Here is a 17188-nt window from a genome sequence, read left to right as displayed (position 1 = left end):
ATCAGCTCAGCATCATCCGGTCATCGGAAATATGGAAGCGCTTGACCAGGTCGGCCACGCCCAGGCCCGCCTTGTCTTCAGACGAGAGATCGGCGCGCACGCCGCCGTCGGCCATCATGACGATGCGGGTGCCGTACTGCAGGGCATGCTCCATATTGTGGGTGACCATCATGGTGGTCAGGCGGCGCGCCGACACCAGGCGCTGGGTAGCCTGCATGACGGTGGCCGAAGTGCGCGGGTCGAGCGCGGCCGTGTGCTCGTCAAGCAGCAATACGTCGGGCGCCTCGAGCGTGGCCATGACCAGCGCCAGCGCCTGGCGTTGTCCGCCCGACAGCAGCCCGGCGCGCGCGGTAAGGCGGTCTTCAAGACCCAGGCCCAGCTCGGCCAGCTCGGCCCGGAAGCGCGTGCGGCGCGAGCTTGTAAGCGCCGCGCGCCAGCCCCGGCCCCGTGCGCGAAGCTCTGCCAGAACCAGGTTTTCTTCCACGGTAAGCATGGGCGCGGTGCCGATCATCGGGTCCTGGAACACGCGGGCCGCCTGGCGGGCCCGCACGTGCTCGGGCTGGCCCGTGACATCGATGCCGGCGATTTCGACGCGGCCTTCGTCGGGGGCGATGGCGCCACCGATGAGGTTGAGCAAGGTGCTCTTGCCCGCCCCGTTGCCGCCGATAATGGCCACGAACTCGCCGGCCTGAACCTGAAGCGAGACCTCGCGCGTGGCCAGCTTGGCGTCGGGCGTGCCGGCGTTGAAGGTCTTGCTCAGGTCTTCGAGCCTGATCATGGCTTGGGCCATGGCCGTCATTCGGACACCACGCAATTGCAGTCCTTCAGGCTTTCAGGCAGCGTAAGCCCCAGAGCCTTGAGCCTGACCTCGCTGATCATTGGATGGTGCTCTTCGGGAGAGGGCTTCCAGGCCGGGATGCTTTCGGCGCTTTCGCCCTTGAGCAGGCGCGCGGCAATGCGGCCGGCGGCTTCGCCCGATTGCCTGAACGATACCGCCAGGGCGGCCAGCGCCTGATGATGCTGGACCATCTGCGGCACGGAAGTCAGCACCGGCAGCTTGGCGCGATCGGCGGTGGACGCAATGGCCGCCGCCCCTTGCTGAATGCGGCCCGAGGCGACGGGATACAGGGCATCTACCCGGCCCACCGCCGATTGCACGCGCTGCGGCAGTTCAGAAGGATTATCCACGCCGATCAGCACCAGCGAAATTCCGTGGGCCTCGGCAATTGGCTTGATGCCGTCGAGCGCCGCCGAAGAGCTGTCGTCGCCCGTGTCGTAGAGCACGCCCAGGCGCTTGAGGTTGGGCACGATCTTCTTGAAGAAACCCAGCACCGCATCGTAGTCCAGGGCCACGGAAGAGCCAGTCAGCAGCTTCTCGCCCTTTTCCCAGCCCGAAACCATGCCGGCATGAACCGGATCGGCGATGGGGGTGAACACAATGGGGAAGGTGCGCGAACGCAGCTGCTGGATGGCCGTGAGCGAAACCGGCGTGGCGATGGTCGCCATGAGGTCGGGGTTGCCGCTGACGAGCTTGTTCAGCATCTGCGGAATGAGCGAGCGGTCGAAGTTGACGTTGCTTTCGTCGAACTCCAGGTTTTCGCCTTCTTTGAAACCTTCTTCCGCCAACCCCTGCTTGAAGCCGGCAATGGTTTCGTCGAGCGTGGGATGCGGCCCCCAGCCTGCGATGGCGACCTTGTATGTCTTGGCGTGCACCGGCAGCAAGGCGCTGCCCGCCAGCGCGGCAACCGCAACGATTTTGGCAAAAGTGCGCATGGAATTGTCTCCTGGTGAAGGGTTGTGAAGTCGTTTCTGCCGACTTGTTCTCTTCCGATTTTCATTGCACTATAGGAAATATGTTGGATACTATACAACCAAGAAGCAGCGATCAAGAAGTATTTTCTTTTGTTTGCCTATAAACAAATTACCGAGGAGCAAGGCGTTGAAAGCACTTTATTTCGAAGAACATGGCGACCTTTCCGTTATGCGCTATGGTGAAAGGCCCGAGCCCGAAGTACTGCCTGGCTGGGTCAAGATTCGCGTCAGAGCCTCCAGCATCAACCACGCCGATCTGTTCTCGCGCCGGGGCATGCCGGGCATCAAGGTGCAGTTGCCCGGCATCACCGGCTCGGACTGCGCCGGCGAGATCGCCGAGCTGGGCGAGGGTGTGACAGGCTGGAAAGTGGGCGAGCGCGTGCTGCCCCTGCCCCACCATGTCGATTGGGACAAGGGCAGCTTCGACATGCTGGGCGAAAACCGCAACGGCGCCATGGCCGAGTACTGCGTCGTGCGCGCCAGCCAGCTCATGCGCCTGCCCGACAACGTCAGCGACGAAGATGCAGCCGCCCTGCCCTGCGCCTACGGCACCGCGCACCGCATGCTGCACACTCGCGGCCAGATCCAGGCCGGCGAGCGCGTCCTCATCCTGGGTGCCTCGGGCGGCGTGGGCAATGCCTGCGTCCTGCTGGCCAAGGCCGCCGGCCTGCACGTCATTGCCGCCGCCGGCGACGAAGAAAAATGCCGCAAGCTGCAGACCCTGGGGGCCGACGAAACCATCGACTATTCGCAAACCGCCTTCGATGCCTACATACGCGAAAAAACCGGCTCGCTGCTGCGCGGCGGCGGTGTCGACGTGGTGGTCAACTTCACGGCCGGCGACACCTGGCTGCCCTCCATGCGCTGCGTCAAGCGCTTCGGCCGCCTGCTGTGCTGCGGCGGCACGGGGGGCTACAAGGCCGTCTCCGACATCCCCTATCTGTTCACCTCGGAAATGACCATCATCGGGTCCACCGGCTGGACCATGGAAGACCAGCAAAGCCTGGTGGACATGGTGGCCCAGGGGCGCCTCAAGCCGGCTCTGGACCGCGTCGTGCCGCTCTCCGACGCCCTGGGCGCCTACGACGACTTCGAAAAGCGCGCCTTCTTCGGAAAGATCATCGTCAAGCCCTGAACCATGATCGACACCTCCGCCCCGTTTGCCAGCGCCGCCGACGCGGCGGCGTTCGCCCGCGTGCCCTGGCGCGAACGCCTGCCGGCCAGCGACCTGCCCAACCTCGTGCTGCACGCCGCTGGGCAAAAACCCCAGGCCACGGCCATGCGCTTCCTGCCCAACGGCCGCCTGGACGACATCCCCCAGGACATCAGCTACGCCTCGCTGGCCAGGCAATTGCTGCAGGCCGCTGCCCGCCTGGCCGAAGCGGGCGTGGGGCCGGGCGACCGGGTGGCCTTCCTGACACCCAACGGGCCGGCCACGCTCATTACCGTCCTGGCCGCGCAGGCCGTGGGCATTGCCGCCCCCGTCAACAGCTATCTGAACGCCCCTGAAATCGCGGCCTTGCTCGATTCGATCGACGCCAAACTACTGGTCGCCGACGGCGAGCTCGTGCATGACAAGCTGGACGCCGTGCTGGCGCATTGCCGGCGGCCTCCGCGTATCGTCAAGCCCGCCGAATTGATCCAGGGCGAACCACTGGAACGCCTGCCGCAACGCGGCGACGACATGGTGGGGCTTTTTCACACCGGGGGTACCACGGGCCTGCCCAAGCTGGTGCCGCTTACCGCCGACCAACTGGCGGTTACCACCCTGTTCTCCGCCTATGCCTACCGCTACGTGCGGCACGATCGCGTGCTGGCGGCCATGCCCATGTTCCATGTGGGCGGCCTGCTGGCCAGCGCCCTGTTTCCGCTGGCTTGCGGCGCAAGCGTCGTCATCGCCGGCACGGCGGGCTATCGCGGCCCCGGCACCGTGGACGAAATCTGGAAGCTGGTGCAACGCGAGCGGATCAGCGTGCTCACCGCTCCCCCCACCATCATGGGGCGCCTGGCGCTCGACATGCCCGAACCCTCGAGCGTGCCGGCACTGCGCCTTCTGACCAATGGCGCGGCCGCGCTGCCCGTGGCCATCGGCGACCGGCTGGTGCGGCATTTCAACATCCCTCTGACCGAACCGTGGGGCCTGACCGAAGCCACCCTGGCCGTTACGGCCATGCCCGTGCAGGGCGAACGGCGCGGCGGCTCGGTGGGCGTGGCCCTGCCTTATTGCCAGGTCAAGGCCGTGCATGTCGACGGCCAGGGCCGCGAAACCGGCGACTGCGCCACCGACGAAATCGGCGTGCTAGCCATCAAGGGACCCAGCGTCTTCGGCGGCTACCTGGGCCTGCCTACCGAAAAGCAGCCCTTCTTCAAGGACGGCTGGCTGGACAGCGGCGACCTGGGGCGCATCGACGCCGAAGGCTACGTCTGGATCACCGGCCGCGCCAAAGACCTCATCAAGCGCGGCGGCCACGGGCTGGACCCGGCCATGATAGAAAGCGTGCTGTACCGGCACCCTGCAGTGGCCCTGGCGGCGGCCGTCGGCAAGCCCGACGCCTACGCGGGCGAACTTCCCATTGCCTATGTGCAGCTCAAGCCGGGCGCGCATTGCGACCAGGCCGAGCTGCTGGAACTGTGCGCGCAGATTCCCGAGCGCGCCGCCATACCCAAGGAACTCATCATCCTGCCCGCCATGCCGCTGACGGGAGTGGGCAAGGTTGACAAGACCGCCCTGCGCCGCGACGCCGCGCAACGCACATTGCAGGCCCTGCTCGACAGCGAGCTGCCCGCCGCCCAGGCCCGGGTCGAGGTGCTTGCCGACCCGCGCCACGGCACCCTGGTGCGCGTCTGGGCCGATGCGGGCCGCCACGCCGGCGTGGCCGAAACACTATCCGGATTTCCCTTCCATTACGAGGTGCGGGCCCCGCAGGGCCCTGCCAAAGGAGCCCACTCATGAGCCAAGACATCGACGAACTCGACCATCTTCTGACCTATGTGCACGACCTGGATGCAGCGGCCCAGGCCTACCAGCGCCTGGGCTTCAGGCTGACTCCGCTCTCGGACATTACCTCGTTGGGCATCGTCAATCGCCTCATTCCGATGCGTCCCCGCACGCCCGGCGCCGCCAACTTCATCGAGCTTATGGCCATACGCGACGCGAACCGCCTGCCCGAGGCCATGCGCCCCGTTCTTTCGGGCAGCCAGGGCATCAAGTCGATGGTCATGATGAGCGGCGACGTCGCCAGCGCCCAGCCCCGCCTGGTCGAACGAGGCTATCCCTTTGCCCCGCCTGCGCACGTCAGCCGCGAATGGGTCATTCCCGGCGAGGGTTCGGTGTGGCCGGAGTTCGACGTCATGCTGCCCATTCCCGCGCCCCTGCCCTTCAATGTCTGCCAGTACCACAATGTCGAGCTTTACCTGCGCGAAGACTGGCTCGAACATCCCAACGGGGCGCAACACATGCTGGCCTGCCTGGCCGTGTCTTCCGATCCCGCCGCCACCATCGACTATTTCGCCAGGCTCTTCGGGCGCCAGGCCCGCCAGGACGCAAACGGCGGCCATGCCGTATCGCCGGGCGCCACCGAACTGGTGGTCTACGACGGGCAGGCCTTTGAAGAACGTTATGGCTTCGCGCCCGAGCCCGGCACCGATGCCCGCTTTGCCGGCTACCGCATCGCCGTGCGCTCACTGGCGGGACTGCATGTCTTGCTCGATGCCAATCAGGTCGCCCACCAGAACACACCCGACCGCATTCTGGTAGGCCCCGACGCCGCCTGCGGCAACCTGATCGAATTCGTGGAACTGGGCGCATGAACACGCCTCTTGCCGTCATCGAGGGCTATCAGCAAGACCTGATACGCATCCGCCACGACCTGCACGCCCATCCCGAGACAGCATTCGAAGAGGCGCGCACCGCATCCATCGTGGCGGCCGAGCTCAAGGCGCTGGGCATCGAGACGCATGAGGGCATCGCCCGCACCGGCGTGGTGGGCGTGCTGCGCGCCGGCAACGGCACGCGCGCCATCGGCCTGCGCGCCGACATGGACGCCCTTCCCATCAACGAAGCCAACACCTTTGCCCATCGTTCGCGCGTGCCCGGCAAGATGCACGCCTGCGGCCACGACGGCCACACCACCATGCTGCTGGGCGCCGCCCGCTATCTGGCGCAGCACCGCGACTTCGACGGCACGGTGTATTTCATCTTCCAGCCCGCCGAAGAAGGCGAAGGCGGCGGACGCCAGATGGTCGAAGAAGGCCTGTTCGAGCGCTTTCCCATGCAGGCCGTGTACGGCATGCACAATATCCCCGGCATCGCCGCCGGCACGTTCGGCGTCATGCCCGGGCCCATGATGGCCTCCTTCGACCTGCTCGACATCCGCATCCGCGCCAAGGGCGGGCACGCCGCCTTTCCGCATGAGGCCACCGATGCCGTGCTGGCGGGCTCGGCCCTAGTCTGCGCCTTGCAGGACATCGTCAGCCGCCGCATCAGCCCGCTCGATTCCGCCGTCGTTTCCATCACCACCTTCCATGCCGGCGATACCCACAACGTGCTTCCCCACGAAGCGCGTCTTTCCGGCACGGTGCGGGCCTTTTCCGAGACGGTTCGCGGCGCGGTCGAGGCCGAGGTCCGGCGCATCTGCGAAGGCATCGCCCGCATGCATCGGGTCGACGTCGAGTTGGGCTACGATCGCCGCTATCCGCCCACGGTCAATACCGAACACGAGGCCGGCGTTGCGCGCGAGGCCGCCACCCGCCTTGTGGGCGCCGGCAACGTGCTTACCCGCGCCCAGGCCCTGATGGCCGCCGAAGACTTTGCATTCATGCTGCAGGCCTGCCCGGGCGCCTATGCGTGGCTGGGCAACGGCACCGGCCAGGAAGGCGGCTGCATGGTGCACAACCCCGGCTACGATTTCAACGACTCCATCATGCCGCTGGGCTGCGCCTACTGGGTTTCCCTGGTGCAGACCGCCCTGCCTCCCCCCTGACCCCTGTACAGGAGACACTATGTCCACCCCCATGACCGCAGCCGAAATCCAGTCCTGGTTCGACGCCTCGCCCTTCATCCGCTTCCTGGGCCTGCGCTGCGTCCAGGCCGACCCCGAGGCCGGGAAGCTGGTCGTTACCATGGCCATGCATTCCGATCTCGAGCGCGGCGCAGGCAGCCCCCAGTTCCATGGCGGCGCCGTGGCCTCGCTGATCGACACCGCTGGCACCTTCGCCCTGATCATGGGCAGCCGCGCGCCGGTGCCCACCATCAATTTCCGCGTCGACTACCTGCGTCCGTCCAGCGGTCTGCTGACTGCCGAGGCCACGGTGCGGCGCGCAGGCAAGACAGTGGGCGTCGTGGACGTCGACGTCCTTGACGAACAGAAGCGCCTTACCGTCGTCGGACGCGGCTGCTTCGGCATCCCGGCCGCCTGAGGGCCGCCGGCCTCTCTGGCATCCACTTTCTCGACAGGCTCCGCCACCATGACCTCCCCACGCATCCAGCCCCAGGGCCTGCTGTCCGGGCTGCGCATCCTGGACTTGACGCGCCTGCTGCCCGGGCCCGCCGCCACCCAGCAGCTGGCCGACCTGGGCGCCGAGGTACTCAAGATTGAAGAAAGCCACGGAGATCCGGCCCGCCACATGGGCCCGCCCGCCGGCAATTCATTTGCCTTCCAGGCAGTGAACCGGCACAAGCGCTTCGCCACGCTCGACCTCAAGCAAGAGGAAGGCCGCCAGCGCCTGCTGGCACTGGCCGCCGAAGCCGATGCGCTGGTCGAAAGCTTCCGGCCGGGCACGATGGCCCGCCTGGGGCTGGGCTGGGACGCCCTGCAGGCCGCCAACCCCCGCCTGGTGCTGTGCTCCATCAGCGGCTATGGGCAGCATGGGCCCTACGCGCAATACGCCGGCCATGACATCAACTACCTGGCCATGGCGGGCATGCTGCACCCCGTCACGCACAGCAACGGCGTGGTTGTGCTGCCCGGCCTGCCCCTCTCCGACGTGCTGGGTGCCCAGGCCGCCGCCACCGGCATTGTTGCTGCGCTGCTGCACACCCGCCTTCATGGCGCAGGCGTGCATCTGGACGTGGCACTGGTGGACGCGGCCCTGGGCGCCAATCCGCTGGCCCTGGCGGCGGCCAATGCGGGGCAAGAGGCCGAACCGGCGGGCCAGGGCCTGCTGAACGGCGGGGCTCCTTGCTACAACCTGTACCGCTGCGCCGACGATCTGTACCTGGCGGTCGGCGCACTCGAGACCAAGTTCTGGGAAAAGTTGGTGCAAGGCCTGGAGCTGTCCGAACTGGCCGATCGGCACTGGAGCCGCGGCCTGGCCCCCGGAAGCCCGGCCTCGCAGGAAGTGCGCGCCGTGCTGGCCGCCCGCTTCGCCACCGCGCCGCGCGGCGAGTGGCTGGCGAAGCTTGAACCGCTCGACTGCTGCGTCACGCCGGTTCTTGGGCTGGATGAGGCCCTGGAGCACCCCCTGTTCCGCCTGCGCGGCGCCGCCGGCGCTGCGCCCGCTTCCAAGGGCTCGCCGCGCCTGTGGGTGGCGCCGGCGCAACGCCTTGCGGACAAGGCCTTCGCCCCACAACGCGAAGCCCAGGCAACCGGGCACGACGACCCGCCCGCCTGGCAGGACGGCGCCTGAGCCCGTACCGGCCAACATCCAATGGCGGGGCGCCATGTCGACGAAAAGGCCTCCCGTTTCTTGCCCAGGGAATCTTGCAGCCGCCCCCGGGAAGAAAGATCCTGCCCTTCCCCCTCTTTTTTCATTCCGAAACATCTTCCCGTCTTTTACATGGTCCATGGCATGACCGGCTGTTAAGGTAAAGGCACCCGCACTCTTCAAAAGGTGTCATGCCCGTACAGCAAGCCGACTACGACAAACTCGACGCCGCCCGCTGGATGGCCGCCCTGGCCGTGGTGCTGCTGCACTGCGCAGCCTTTCCGCTGACCAGTGTCTCGGACTATGGCTCCACCGACTGGGAATGGGCCAACTTCTACGATGCCGCCACCCGCTGGTGCGTGCCGGTGTTCGTGATGATCAGCGGCGCGCTGTTGCTGAACCCCGGCAAGCGCGAAGCGTTCAAGAACTTTTATCAGCGGCGGGCCATGCGCATCGCGCCCGCCATTGTCTTCTGGTCGGTGTTCTACCTGCTGTGGGGCGCACTGATGTACCACCTGGACGGCGTGCCCATGGATGCGGCCGCCTGGCTGCGCAAGGCCACCAGCGGCGCCCCCTATTACCACCTTTGGTATTTGTACATGCTGGCGGGCCTGTATTTGTTTGCCCCCTACCTGCGCACGATCTACCAGCGCTGCTCGCACCGCCAGCGCGTGGCCGCGGTGCTGGCGATATTCGTGCTGGCCATACTGCAGACCCTGCACCGCGAGCTGAATGCCGACGGGTACGGCTTCTTCCTGACCTGGTTCCTGCCCTACATCAGCTACTTCCTGGCCGGACGCATGATGTTCGAGGGCGAATTGCGCCTGCCCAGGCCGGGCCTGGTCTTGTGCGCCACCATTGCCTTGACCGCCGTCGGCGCCAGCGTGCTGTCTTCGGCCGACGCCCTGAATGTCTACTTCTATGACACCTTCAGCCTGACCGTGCCGCTGATGTCCCTGGCCGTCTTCCAGCTTATTCTGAACGCGCGCAGCCTGCCTCGGCTGCCGGCCATTGCGCCCCTGACCTTTGGCATCTACCTGGCACACCCCATATTTTTGGACATCGCCAAGCGCACCGGCCTGTATCTGCCCACGTCGGGCACGGCGTGGCAAACGCCGCTGGCGGCCGTCGCGATCTTCATGCTTTCGCTGGGGTTTGTACGCGTGCTGCGCCATGTTCCGGGTGGCGCCCGCATCACCTAAGGCCGTGCGCCAGCGGCCGGTGTTATTCCACCAGTTTCCAGTTGCCGTCCTTGACCTGAACCAGTGCCGCGGCGCGCTTGTCCAGGCCGGTGTGGTCGGTGGGCGACATGTTGTACACGCCGTGGGTGCCGACGACTTCTTTGCTGTTTTCAAGCGCCTCGCGCACCGCGCTGCGGAATTCGGGAGTGCCGGGTTTCGCTTTTTGCAAGGCGCCCTTGACCGCGTTGTCGGCCAGTAGGTAGGCGTCCCATGAATAGGCGGCGAACGCGTTGCGCGTGCCCTCGCCGTATTTGCCCTCGTATGCCTTGGTGAACTCGAGGGCGACCTTCTTGATGGGGTTGCTGTCGGGCAGCTGCTCGGCCACCATCACCGGGCCGGTGGGCGCATAGGCGTCTTCAAGCGCCTTGCCGCCCACGCGCAGGAAATCTTTGTTGATGACCCCGTGGTTGTGATAGATGGGACCCTTGTAGCCGCGTTCGCGCAGCGTGACCTGGGGCAGTGCGCCCGGCGTGCCCGAACCGCCCAGCACGACGGCGTCGGGCTTGGCGGCGATGAGCTTCAGCACCTGGCCCGAAACACTGGTGTCGACGCGCCCGTAGCGCTCTTCGGCCACCAGCTTGATGCCGGCATCGGGAATGGTGGCCTTCAGGCCCGACAGCACCAGCTCGCCCCAGGAATCGGCAAAGCCCAGGTAGCCCACTGTCTTGATGCCGTGCTGCTTCATGTTCTCAACCTGTGCGCCCATCATGATGTTGATGGGCTGGGGCACGGCGTACGACCAGGGGTTGTCTTGCGGCTTGATGGGCGTGGGCGACAGCGAGATCTGCGGCGTCTTGAGTTCAGAGGCCACTTCGGCGACGGCGATGGCCGAGGGCACGCTGGTAGAGCCGATGATCAGGTCGACCTTGTCTTCTTCAATGAGCTTGCGCGCCAGCTTGACCGCCGTGGTGGTGTCAGTGGCGTCGTCCACAATAATGAACTGCGCGGGCTCGCCCCCCAGGGTCTGGGGCACGACCGAGAATGTGTTCTTGTAGGGAATGCCCAGCGAGGCGCCGGGCCCCGTGGCGCCCACGATGACACCCACTTTTACCGCGGCGCCCGCCGAGAAGGGGATGGCGGCCGCAAGCGCCATGGCAAAAAGCTGTTTTTTCATTTTCATTGACTGTCTCCGAGTGTGTCAGTGGCTGACTTGAAATAATGTTTAGTGACCTGCCGCCCCCTGCTCGAGGCAGGACCGGCAGGCACCATCGTTCTTGTGGGAAGCTGGGTCTTTAAACTATATGCATTATGCTGCAAGAAAAGACAACTTTAAGAAACCCGTACTTACCCTCAGAAACCAAGCTGGCGGGCCACGATCAGGCGCATGATGTCGCTGGTGCCGCCCCCTACTACGGGAAAATACGCATCGCGCAAGAAGCGCTGCACCGGAAATTCATTCATCAGCCCATAGCCGCCGAAGATCGACATGGCCATCTGGCAGACCTGGTTGCAGCCGTCGCCGGCCACGATCTTCGACAAGGCCGCCTCGGTGGTGATGGGGTCTCCGCGGTCTGCCAGCTCGGCCGCGTGGTAGGTATACAGCCGCGACTGCTCCAGCAGCGCCAGCATGTCGACCAGCTTGAACTGCACCGCCTGAAACTTGCCGATGGGCTGGCCGAACTGCGAACGCTCTTTGGCATAGGCCAGCGCAGCATCGTAGGCCGCACGCCCATTGCCCAGCGCCAGCGCCGCCGTGAAGATGCGGTCCACCGTCAGCGACTTGTAGGCATTCAAGAAGCCCGACGCCTGCCCATCGTTCAAGTGATGATCGTGGGGCACGAAAACGTCATCGAAAACCAGTTCGGCCGTGTCCGACGCCCTGACCGAGAACTTGTCCAGCTTGCGGCCCACCGAGAAACCCGGCGTATCAGTGGGCACCAGGAACAGGTCCAGCCCCTTCAGGCCCTTGGCAGGGTCGGTGGTGGCCACCACGGTGATGAAGTCGGCCACCGTGCCGTTGGTGGTGAATATTTTTGAGCCGTTCAGCCGGAAGCCGCCCTCGCAAGCGGTAGCGCGCGTGCGCAGCGACGCGGCGTCCGAGCCCGAGTTGGGCTCGGTGATGGCAAAGGCGCCTATCTTCTCGCCCCGCAAGGCCGGGCCAAGATAGGCTTCATGCAGCGCCGCTCCACCCCACTTGAATATGGTGTGCGTGGCGGTAGAGCCCTGCATGCACACCGAAGCGGCGAACGAAACCGAGGCGCGGGCCAGTTCTTCGCACAGCACGGTGAAGCAGGTGTAGGGATAGGCCAGGCCGCTGCCCCCCGCGCTTTCCGGGTACATGGCCCCGTAATAGCCCAGTTCGCCCAGTTCGCGAAACAGCTCGTGGCCGAAATCGCCTTCCTCGTCCAGCCGCGCCGCCTGGGGCGCCAGGCGCTCGTCCACCCAGCGCGCCAGATGGTGCCTGAATTCTTCCGCCTCGGCGCGCATTTCGTTCACGTCGAATGGTTTTGCTTGTTGACTCACCAGTAAGCTCCTTTAAGCCGGCTGCGCCGCTTCAACCGCGCTGCACCTTGTTGGCCTTGCGCTCGAGGAAGTCGCGCAAGCGCGCCTTGGCCTCGTCGTCGCCCTGCGCAACACCAACCATGAGCATTTCGGTGAACAGGCCCGCCTGCGGATCTTGCTCGACGATGCGCGGAATGGACTGGATGATGGCAAAGTTGGCCAGCGGCGCGTTGCGCGCGATCCTGGCGGCCAGCTCCACGCCTTTTTCCAGCCCTTCGCCCGGCCCCACCAGGTATTGGCTCAGGCGCAGTATGGTGTGGGCCTCTTGCGCCTCGTACACCCTGCCGGAAAGCATCATGTCCATGACCGCGGCGGCGCCTATCAGCCGCGGCAGGCGCACCGAACCGCCCGAACCCAGGAAGATGCCCCGGGTGCCCTCGGGCAGGGCGTAGTAGGCCGACTCTTCCGCAATGCGTATGTGGGCCGCGGCCGCCAGTTCCAGCCCGCCGCCGATGACCGCGCCATGCAGCACGGCAACGACCGGCACCTTGCAAAACTGAATCGTGTCGTTCAGCCTTTGGCCGATGATCGAGGTCTCGAAGCTTTCGGCCGTGGTGGTTTCCTTCAGCTCGTTGAGATCGAGCCCGGCGCAGAAGTCGTCGCCGGCGCCATGCATGACCACGCCCTGCACATCCGGAGGAATGCTGGAGAAGAAGGTTTGCATGCCAAGCACCAGTTCGTCGCTGAGCGCATTGCGCTTGGCGACGCGGTTCAAGGCCAGGATGGCGATGGTGCCCCGGCGCGACACGCTCAGGCAAGGCGGCAGGGGCGCGGGCCACGGTGCGCTTGAAGAAGGGTTGGTAGCGTCATTCATTGGGAAACATCCTGTTTTTTGCCGGAATCGGCGTCGCCATGCGGCGCCGCCGATTCCATTCTGTTTTGCAGGTTCAGCACGTCGACCAGCGACTGGTCGCGCCACTGCACCCAGTCGGCCACCGGCCGGCCATTCGAAACCTCTTGCGCCGCCTCGGCCAGTTGCCGGATGACGTCGGGTGTAAGCTGCGGCTCGGGGCCGGGCTGCCACCACTGCTGTATGGCGGCGCCCGCATGGTCGAGTATGCCCCGCATGCCGCCGGGCCCGCCGGCCAAGTGCAGCGTCATGAGCCCGCCCATCAGCGCCCATCGCGGCGCCAGGCCGTATCGAACGGCCGCATCGATGTCGCGGGCGCTGGCCACGCCCTCGAGCAGGCAGGATATGGCCTCGCGCACCAGCGCAAACTGCAGCCGGTTGGTCATGTGCCCGCTGGCCTCGGTGTGCAGCTGGATGGGATGCTTGCCCAGATGGCGGGCGAACTCCATGGCCCACTGGGCTACTTCAGGCAAGGTATGTTCGCCCCCCACCACTTCGACCAGGGGCATCAGGTGGGCGGGATTGAAGGGGTGCAGCACCACCAGGCGCTCGGGGTGACGGCAACTGGCCTGCATCCGGGTGGGCGGAATGCCCCCCGTGCTGGACAGCAGTATTTTGTGCGGCTCGGCAGCCGCGTCGACCTCGGCCAGCACCGATGCCTTCAATTCGGGGTTTTCGGGTAGGTTCTCTTGAATGACTTGCGCCTCGCGCGCCGCCTGGGCGGCGGTATCGACGAAGCGCAATCGCGTCCAGTCGGGTTCGGCAAGTTGCGCATGGCCAAGCTGAACCAGGGCCGGCCAGGCATGGCCGATGAAGTCGCGCGCCCTTTGCTCGGCGCCGGGCGCAGGGTCGTGCGCCACCACTTCCAGCCCGCGAGCCAGGAACAGGGCCGCCCAGCTGGCGCCCACCGAGCCCATGCCGAGCACAGCGATGCGCTCGACGCCGTCCGGCGGCGGAAAGTGATTGTCGTTCTTGCGGATCATTGAAACAGGTCTCGGAGCTTGCCGGTGGGCCCCTGAGCAACAGGAAGCGCAACGGCCATTGAAGGCTGATTCAGTTTACGTAGGCGCCAGGCATTCGCATAGCACCGTTTTTCTATAGTGGTTAATCATTTGCCGAATAACCAGTACCGGTTCTGGCGCGCCCCGCTTACTGGGGCCACGCCGCAACACCCATGCGAAACCCTGTTCCGCGCCCGTCCCGCCTCGCATACAATTTCCGCAAACCACAGACAAGGTAGAAAGAATGGCGACGCCCCGCGGGTTGATGCAGTTTTTTTTCGGGTTGTTTCTTTTTCTGGGGGCCCTGGCCCCGGCCAGGGCCGACATCGCCCCGCCCGACCTGCGCGAACCCACCCTCATCCATACCTACCTGCACCTGGAAGACATCAACGACATACAGCTGGGCACCGGCACCTACGACATCACCGCCCTGCTCGTCCAACGATGGAAAGATCCCCGCCTGGCATACGCCGGCTCCGGCCGCGGGCAGGCCCCGCAGGTATGGATGGGCAAGCGGGCGGAAAAATACCTGGACACCATCTGGCACCCCATTCTGGACGTCACCGGCGAGAAAGGTCTGACGGCGAGCGACGTGCATTCGCTTGCCATCTACCCCGACGGAACAGTGGTGCTGCGGCAGAAATTCACGGGGTCCCCCCGGTTTACGGGCGAATTGACCAACTTCCCCTTCGGCCACCTCAGCCTCAGGCTCAACATCACGAGCGTCGCCATGGGCGACTCGCAGGTGCGGTTCAAGCTCGAACACCTGAGCCCCAGTGAAGACATGCAGCAACTCGACGACGTGCTGCACGGAAACTGGTACCCCCGCCGCATCGAATGGAATACCTCTTCCGCCGTGCGCCCCGACACGCCTGGACAGCGCTTTCCCCAGATCGACCTGCAGATCGTGGTCGAGCACGACTTCGTCGACGGCCTGCACAAGATTTTTCTGCCGCTGACGGTCATCGCGCTGGCCTCGTGGGGCCTGCTCTGGCTGAACATCGTCAGCCAGTCTTCGTATGCATCGCCGCGCATCGGCGGCATGGTCACGCTTATTCTTACCACTATTGCCCTGAAGTTCGTACTTAACAGGGACCTGCCCGTGGTGCACTACCTGACGCTTTCCGACGTGCTCTTCAATGGCACCATCGTGATGCTCAGCCTGGCATTGCTGTCGTCTTGCGTCGTGGCGGCCCTGTATACCGAATACGGGGCTCAGCGCGCCCTGCGCTTCAATGTTTCGGTGCGCCGCGTCTACCCCCTGCTTTATCTCATGGTGATGCTGCTGGGCTATTTTGTAATGCTTGGCTGATGCCGCGGCTGCAATGATTTCTCGCGACAAGACCTTCTGGGCCGGATTCTTCCTGGCGCTTCTGGGTGCCGTCCTGTTCTCGGCCAAGGGCGTGGTGGTCAAGCTTACCTATCGCTATCCCGACGTCGACGCCGTCACCATCATCGGCTTTCGCATGCTGCTGTCGCTGCCCTTCTTCCTGGCGGTGGGCTGGTACCAGGCGCGCAAGGCCCGCCTGGGCTTGATACCCAAGCTGACATTCACCCAGAAGTGGCAACTGGTGGTGCTGGGCTTCATCGGCTATTACTTGTCCAGCTTCCTGTCGTTTCTTGGGCTGCAGACCATTTCGGCCGGCCTCGAGCGCGTAGTCCTGTTCCTGGCGCCCAGCTTCGTGCTGCTGATCAGCGCCCTCTACCTGAAGCGCGCCATTGCGCCGCGCCAGTGGCTGGCCCTGGCCCTTTCATACGGCGGCGTGGTGTTCGTGTTCCTGAACGACCTGACCCATGTCGGCGACGGCGTGGTCGTGGGCGTGGCCTATGTGCTGGCGAGCGCCATATCGTATTCGTTGTACCTGATCGGCTCCGGCGAGCTCATCAAGAAGGTCGGCGCCACCCGCCTGGTAGCCTATGCCATGTCGGCCTCCACGGTGTTCACCACCATCCAGTTCCTATGGATTCATTCATGGCAAGGCCTGTATCAGCCCTGGCCGGTGTACCAGCTGTCCTTCGTCCACGCCACGGTCAATACCGTGCTGCCCACCTTCATGATCATGTGGGCGGTGGCGCGCATCGGTGCGCCCATGACGGCGCAGCTGGGCCTCATCGGCCCCGTGTCCGTGCTGTTCCTGGCGGCCTGGATACTTCACGAGCCCATCACGCCGCTGCAGCTGGTGGGTACGGCATTTGTGCTGGCCGGCGTCCTGGTGCTGGGGCGCCGGGCTTGAGCGGCCCGGGCTAAATTAATGAATATTACGACGGCGGTGCACACAGCCTCGACCCTAAGAAATGGAACCAAGCGGCGCAATAACGGTCTGCGATAGATGCTTGCCGCGCAACACCCACAGGCGCCACGGCTCACTGCACCGCATTATTCAACCGAGGTAATACATGTCCATCCAACAATTGCTGCAACAAGTCCTTCAATCCGGCCAGGGCCTCGTCCAGGACGCCAAGGCCGCCGCCCCCCAAAATGGGCTCGCCTCCAAGCTGGGCGGCTTTGGGGGCGGCGCACTGGCGGGCGGCGCCCTTGGGCTGCTTCTGGGCAACAAGAAATTCCGGAAGATGGGCGGCAAGTTCGCCGCCTATGGCGGCGCGGCCGCGCTGGGCGCGGTGGCACTGAAGACCTATCAAGACTGGCAGCAGAAAACGGCCGCCCAGGCCGCCGCCGGAGCGCCCGCCGCCGCAGGGCCCAATGTGGCGCCCCCTGCCCAGCCCTTGCCGGCCCCCACCCTGCCCGCGGGCCAGCTCGAAGAGCACTCGCGCATCATCCTGGCGGCCATGATCGCGGCGGCCAAGGCCGACGGCCATATCGGCAACGACGAACGGCAACTGCTCGACCAGGAAGTCGCCAAGCTCACCAGCCACCCCGAAGACCTGGCCTGGTTCGACGCCCAGCTGGCCAATCCGGTCGACCCCGCCAGCGTCGCCGCTCTTGCGTCCACGCCCGAAACCGCAGCCGAGGTTTACCTGGCCAGCCTGCTGGTGGCCGACGAGCAAAGCTATATGGAAAAAGCCTACCTGGATGAGCTGGCCCGCCGCCTGCCCCTGCCCCAGGGCTTGAAAGAAGAGCTCGAGTCCAAGGTGCGCAGCCTTTCGTAGCTGAGCCTCATAAAACCGGCAGCCGCCGC

The 17188-nt window shown here is 65.3% G+C and carries 16 protein-coding genes; 10 read left to right on the top strand and 6 right to left on the bottom strand.

Annotated features, from left to right (window positions below; translation table 11 throughout):
* Position 1 precedes the first annotated feature (1 nt).
* Together C7440_RS01985 and C7440_RS01980 are read right to left on the bottom strand one after the other, a co-directional pair.
* Positions 2–778 carry an ABC transporter ATP-binding protein gene (locus C7440_RS01985; RefSeq protein WP_165832472.1) on the bottom strand — a complete coding sequence of 259 codons (777 nt, stop codon included), beginning with the start codon at positions 776–778 and terminating at the stop codon, positions 2–4.
* A 17-nt stretch (positions 779–795) separates the two neighbouring features.
* Positions 796–1773 carry an ABC transporter substrate-binding protein gene (locus tag C7440_RS01980; RefSeq protein WP_116517284.1) on the bottom strand — a complete coding sequence of 326 codons (978 nt, stop codon included), beginning with the start codon at positions 1771–1773 and terminating at the stop codon, positions 796–798.
* A 166-nt stretch (positions 1774–1939) separates the two neighbouring features.
* On the opposite strand from C7440_RS01980, the gene C7440_RS01975 reads away from it, so the two are divergent.
* The 7 genes from C7440_RS01975 (at position 1940) to C7440_RS01945 (ending at position 9659) form a co-directional block, all read left to right on the top strand.
* Entirely contained in the window at positions 1940–2947 is a 1008-nt protein-coding gene (locus tag C7440_RS01975) for a quinone oxidoreductase family protein (RefSeq protein WP_017524157.1), read from the top strand.
* Positions 2948–2950: 3 nt separating this feature from the next.
* The gene (locus tag C7440_RS01970; protein WP_116517283.1) at positions 2951–4765 is read left to right on the top strand and encodes an AMP-binding protein; all 1815 of its coding nucleotides are present in this window, start codon (positions 2951–2953) and stop codon (positions 4763–4765) included.
* On the top strand, positions 4762–5622 hold the full coding sequence (locus C7440_RS01965; RefSeq protein WP_116517282.1) for a VOC family protein: 861 nt from the start codon (positions 4762–4764) through the stop codon (positions 5620–5622). The genes C7440_RS01970 and C7440_RS01965 overlap by 4 nt, the downstream gene beginning before the upstream one ends.
* Positions 5619–6794, top strand: a complete 1176-nt coding sequence (locus tag C7440_RS01960; protein WP_116517281.1) for a M20 aminoacylase family protein — start codon at positions 5619–5621, stop codon at positions 6792–6794. Before C7440_RS01965 ends, C7440_RS01960 begins: the two co-directional genes overlap by 4 nt.
* Before the next feature lie 19 nt (positions 6795–6813).
* A complete protein-coding gene (locus tag C7440_RS01955) occupies positions 6814–7230 on the top strand; it encodes a PaaI family thioesterase (protein WP_116517280.1) in 417 nt (138 codons plus the stop codon).
* Positions 7231–7278: 48 nt separating this feature from the next.
* On the top strand, positions 7279–8439 hold the full coding sequence (locus C7440_RS01950) for a CaiB/BaiF CoA transferase family protein (RefSeq protein WP_116517279.1): 1161 nt from the start codon (positions 7279–7281) through the stop codon (positions 8437–8439).
* Positions 8440–8648: 209 nt separating this feature from the next.
* Positions 8649–9659, top strand: coding sequence for an acyltransferase (locus C7440_RS01945; protein WP_017524151.1), 1011 nt, complete (start codon positions 8649–8651; stop codon positions 9657–9659).
* A 22-nt stretch (positions 9660–9681) separates the two neighbouring features.
* Here the strand turns inward: C7440_RS01945 and C7440_RS01940 are convergent, their stop codons facing one another.
* The 4 genes from C7440_RS01940 to C7440_RS01925 form a co-directional block, all read right to left on the bottom strand.
* Positions 9682–10818, bottom strand: a complete 1137-nt coding sequence (locus C7440_RS01940) for an ABC transporter substrate-binding protein (protein WP_017524150.1) — start codon at positions 10816–10818, stop codon at positions 9682–9684.
* A 170-nt stretch (positions 10819–10988) separates the two neighbouring features.
* Entirely contained in the window at positions 10989–12161 is a 1173-nt protein-coding gene (locus tag C7440_RS01935; protein WP_133244245.1) for an acyl-CoA dehydrogenase family protein, read from the bottom strand.
* Between the two features lie 31 nt (positions 12162–12192).
* Positions 12193–13014, bottom strand: coding sequence for a crotonase/enoyl-CoA hydratase family protein (locus tag C7440_RS01930; protein WP_116517277.1), 822 nt, complete (start codon positions 13012–13014; stop codon positions 12193–12195).
* Entirely contained in the window at positions 13011–14033 is a 1023-nt protein-coding gene (locus C7440_RS01925) for a 3-hydroxyacyl-CoA dehydrogenase NAD-binding domain-containing protein (RefSeq protein ID WP_116517276.1), read from the bottom strand. The genes C7440_RS01930 and C7440_RS01925 overlap by 4 nt, the downstream gene beginning before the upstream one ends.
* A 262-nt stretch (positions 14034–14295) precedes the next feature.
* On the opposite strand from C7440_RS01925, the gene C7440_RS01920 reads away from it, so the two are divergent.
* From C7440_RS01920 to C7440_RS01910, 3 genes are all read left to right on the top strand, one after another.
* Positions 14296–15363 carry a ligand-gated ion channel gene (locus tag C7440_RS01920; protein ID WP_116517275.1) on the top strand — a complete coding sequence of 356 codons (1068 nt, stop codon included), beginning with the start codon at positions 14296–14298 and terminating at the stop codon, positions 15361–15363.
* A 13-nt stretch (positions 15364–15376) separates the two neighbouring features.
* Positions 15377–16285, top strand: coding sequence for a DMT family transporter (locus C7440_RS01915; RefSeq protein WP_116517274.1), 909 nt, complete (start codon positions 15377–15379; stop codon positions 16283–16285).
* A 163-nt stretch (positions 16286–16448) separates the two neighbouring features.
* Complete coding sequence (locus C7440_RS01910) at positions 16449–17159, top strand: tellurite resistance TerB family protein (protein ID WP_116517273.1); 711 nt, start codon at positions 16449–16451, stop codon at positions 17157–17159.
* The last annotated feature ends 29 nt before the right edge of the window (positions 17160–17188 follow it).

Source organism: Pusillimonas noertemannii, from assembly GCF_003096595.1.
Classification (GTDB): domain Bacteria; phylum Pseudomonadota; class Gammaproteobacteria; order Burkholderiales; family Burkholderiaceae_B; genus Pusillimonas; species Pusillimonas noertemannii.
The sequence above is the reverse complement of the archived record's forward strand: the minus strand, read 5'-3'. Positions and strand labels throughout refer to the sequence as shown.

Excerpts from the sequence above, each read along its gene's own strand:
- C7440_RS01985 (WP_165832472.1), bottom strand. The coding sequence starts at position 778 with ATGATCAGGCTCGAAGACCTGAGCAAGACCTTCAACGCCGGCACGCCC.
- C7440_RS01980 (WP_116517284.1), bottom strand. The coding sequence starts at position 1,773 with ATGCGCACTTTTGCCAAAATCGTTGCGGTTGCCGCGCTGGCGGGCAGC.
- C7440_RS01970 (WP_116517283.1), top strand. The coding sequence starts at position 2,951 with ATGATCGACACCTCCGCCCCGTTTGCCAGCGCCGCCGACGCGGCGGCG.
- C7440_RS01965 (WP_116517282.1), top strand. The coding sequence starts at position 4,762 with ATGAGCCAAGACATCGACGAACTCGACCATCTTCTGACCTATGTGCAC.
- C7440_RS01960 (WP_116517281.1), top strand. The coding sequence starts at position 5,619 with ATGAACACGCCTCTTGCCGTCATCGAGGGCTATCAGCAAGACCTGATA.
- C7440_RS01955 (WP_116517280.1), top strand. The coding sequence starts at position 6,814 with ATGTCCACCCCCATGACCGCAGCCGAAATCCAGTCCTGGTTCGACGCC.
- C7440_RS01950 (WP_116517279.1), top strand. The coding sequence starts at position 7,279 with ATGACCTCCCCACGCATCCAGCCCCAGGGCCTGCTGTCCGGGCTGCGC.
- C7440_RS01945 (WP_017524151.1), top strand. The coding sequence starts at position 8,649 with ATGCCCGTACAGCAAGCCGACTACGACAAACTCGACGCCGCCCGCTGG.
- C7440_RS01940 (WP_017524150.1), bottom strand. The coding sequence starts at position 10,818 with ATGAAAATGAAAAAACAGCTTTTTGCCATGGCGCTTGCGGCCGCCATC.
- C7440_RS01930 (WP_116517277.1), bottom strand. The coding sequence starts at position 13,014 with ATGAATGACGCTACCAACCCTTCTTCAAGCGCACCGTGGCCCGCGCCC.
- C7440_RS01925 (WP_116517276.1), bottom strand. The coding sequence starts at position 14,033 with ATGATCCGCAAGAACGACAATCACTTTCCGCCGCCGGACGGCGTCGAG.
- C7440_RS01920 (WP_116517275.1), top strand. The coding sequence starts at position 14,296 with ATGGCGACGCCCCGCGGGTTGATGCAGTTTTTTTTCGGGTTGTTTCTT.
- C7440_RS01915 (WP_116517274.1), top strand. The coding sequence starts at position 15,377 with ATGATTTCTCGCGACAAGACCTTCTGGGCCGGATTCTTCCTGGCGCTT.
- C7440_RS01910 (WP_116517273.1), top strand. The coding sequence starts at position 16,449 with ATGTCCATCCAACAATTGCTGCAACAAGTCCTTCAATCCGGCCAGGGC.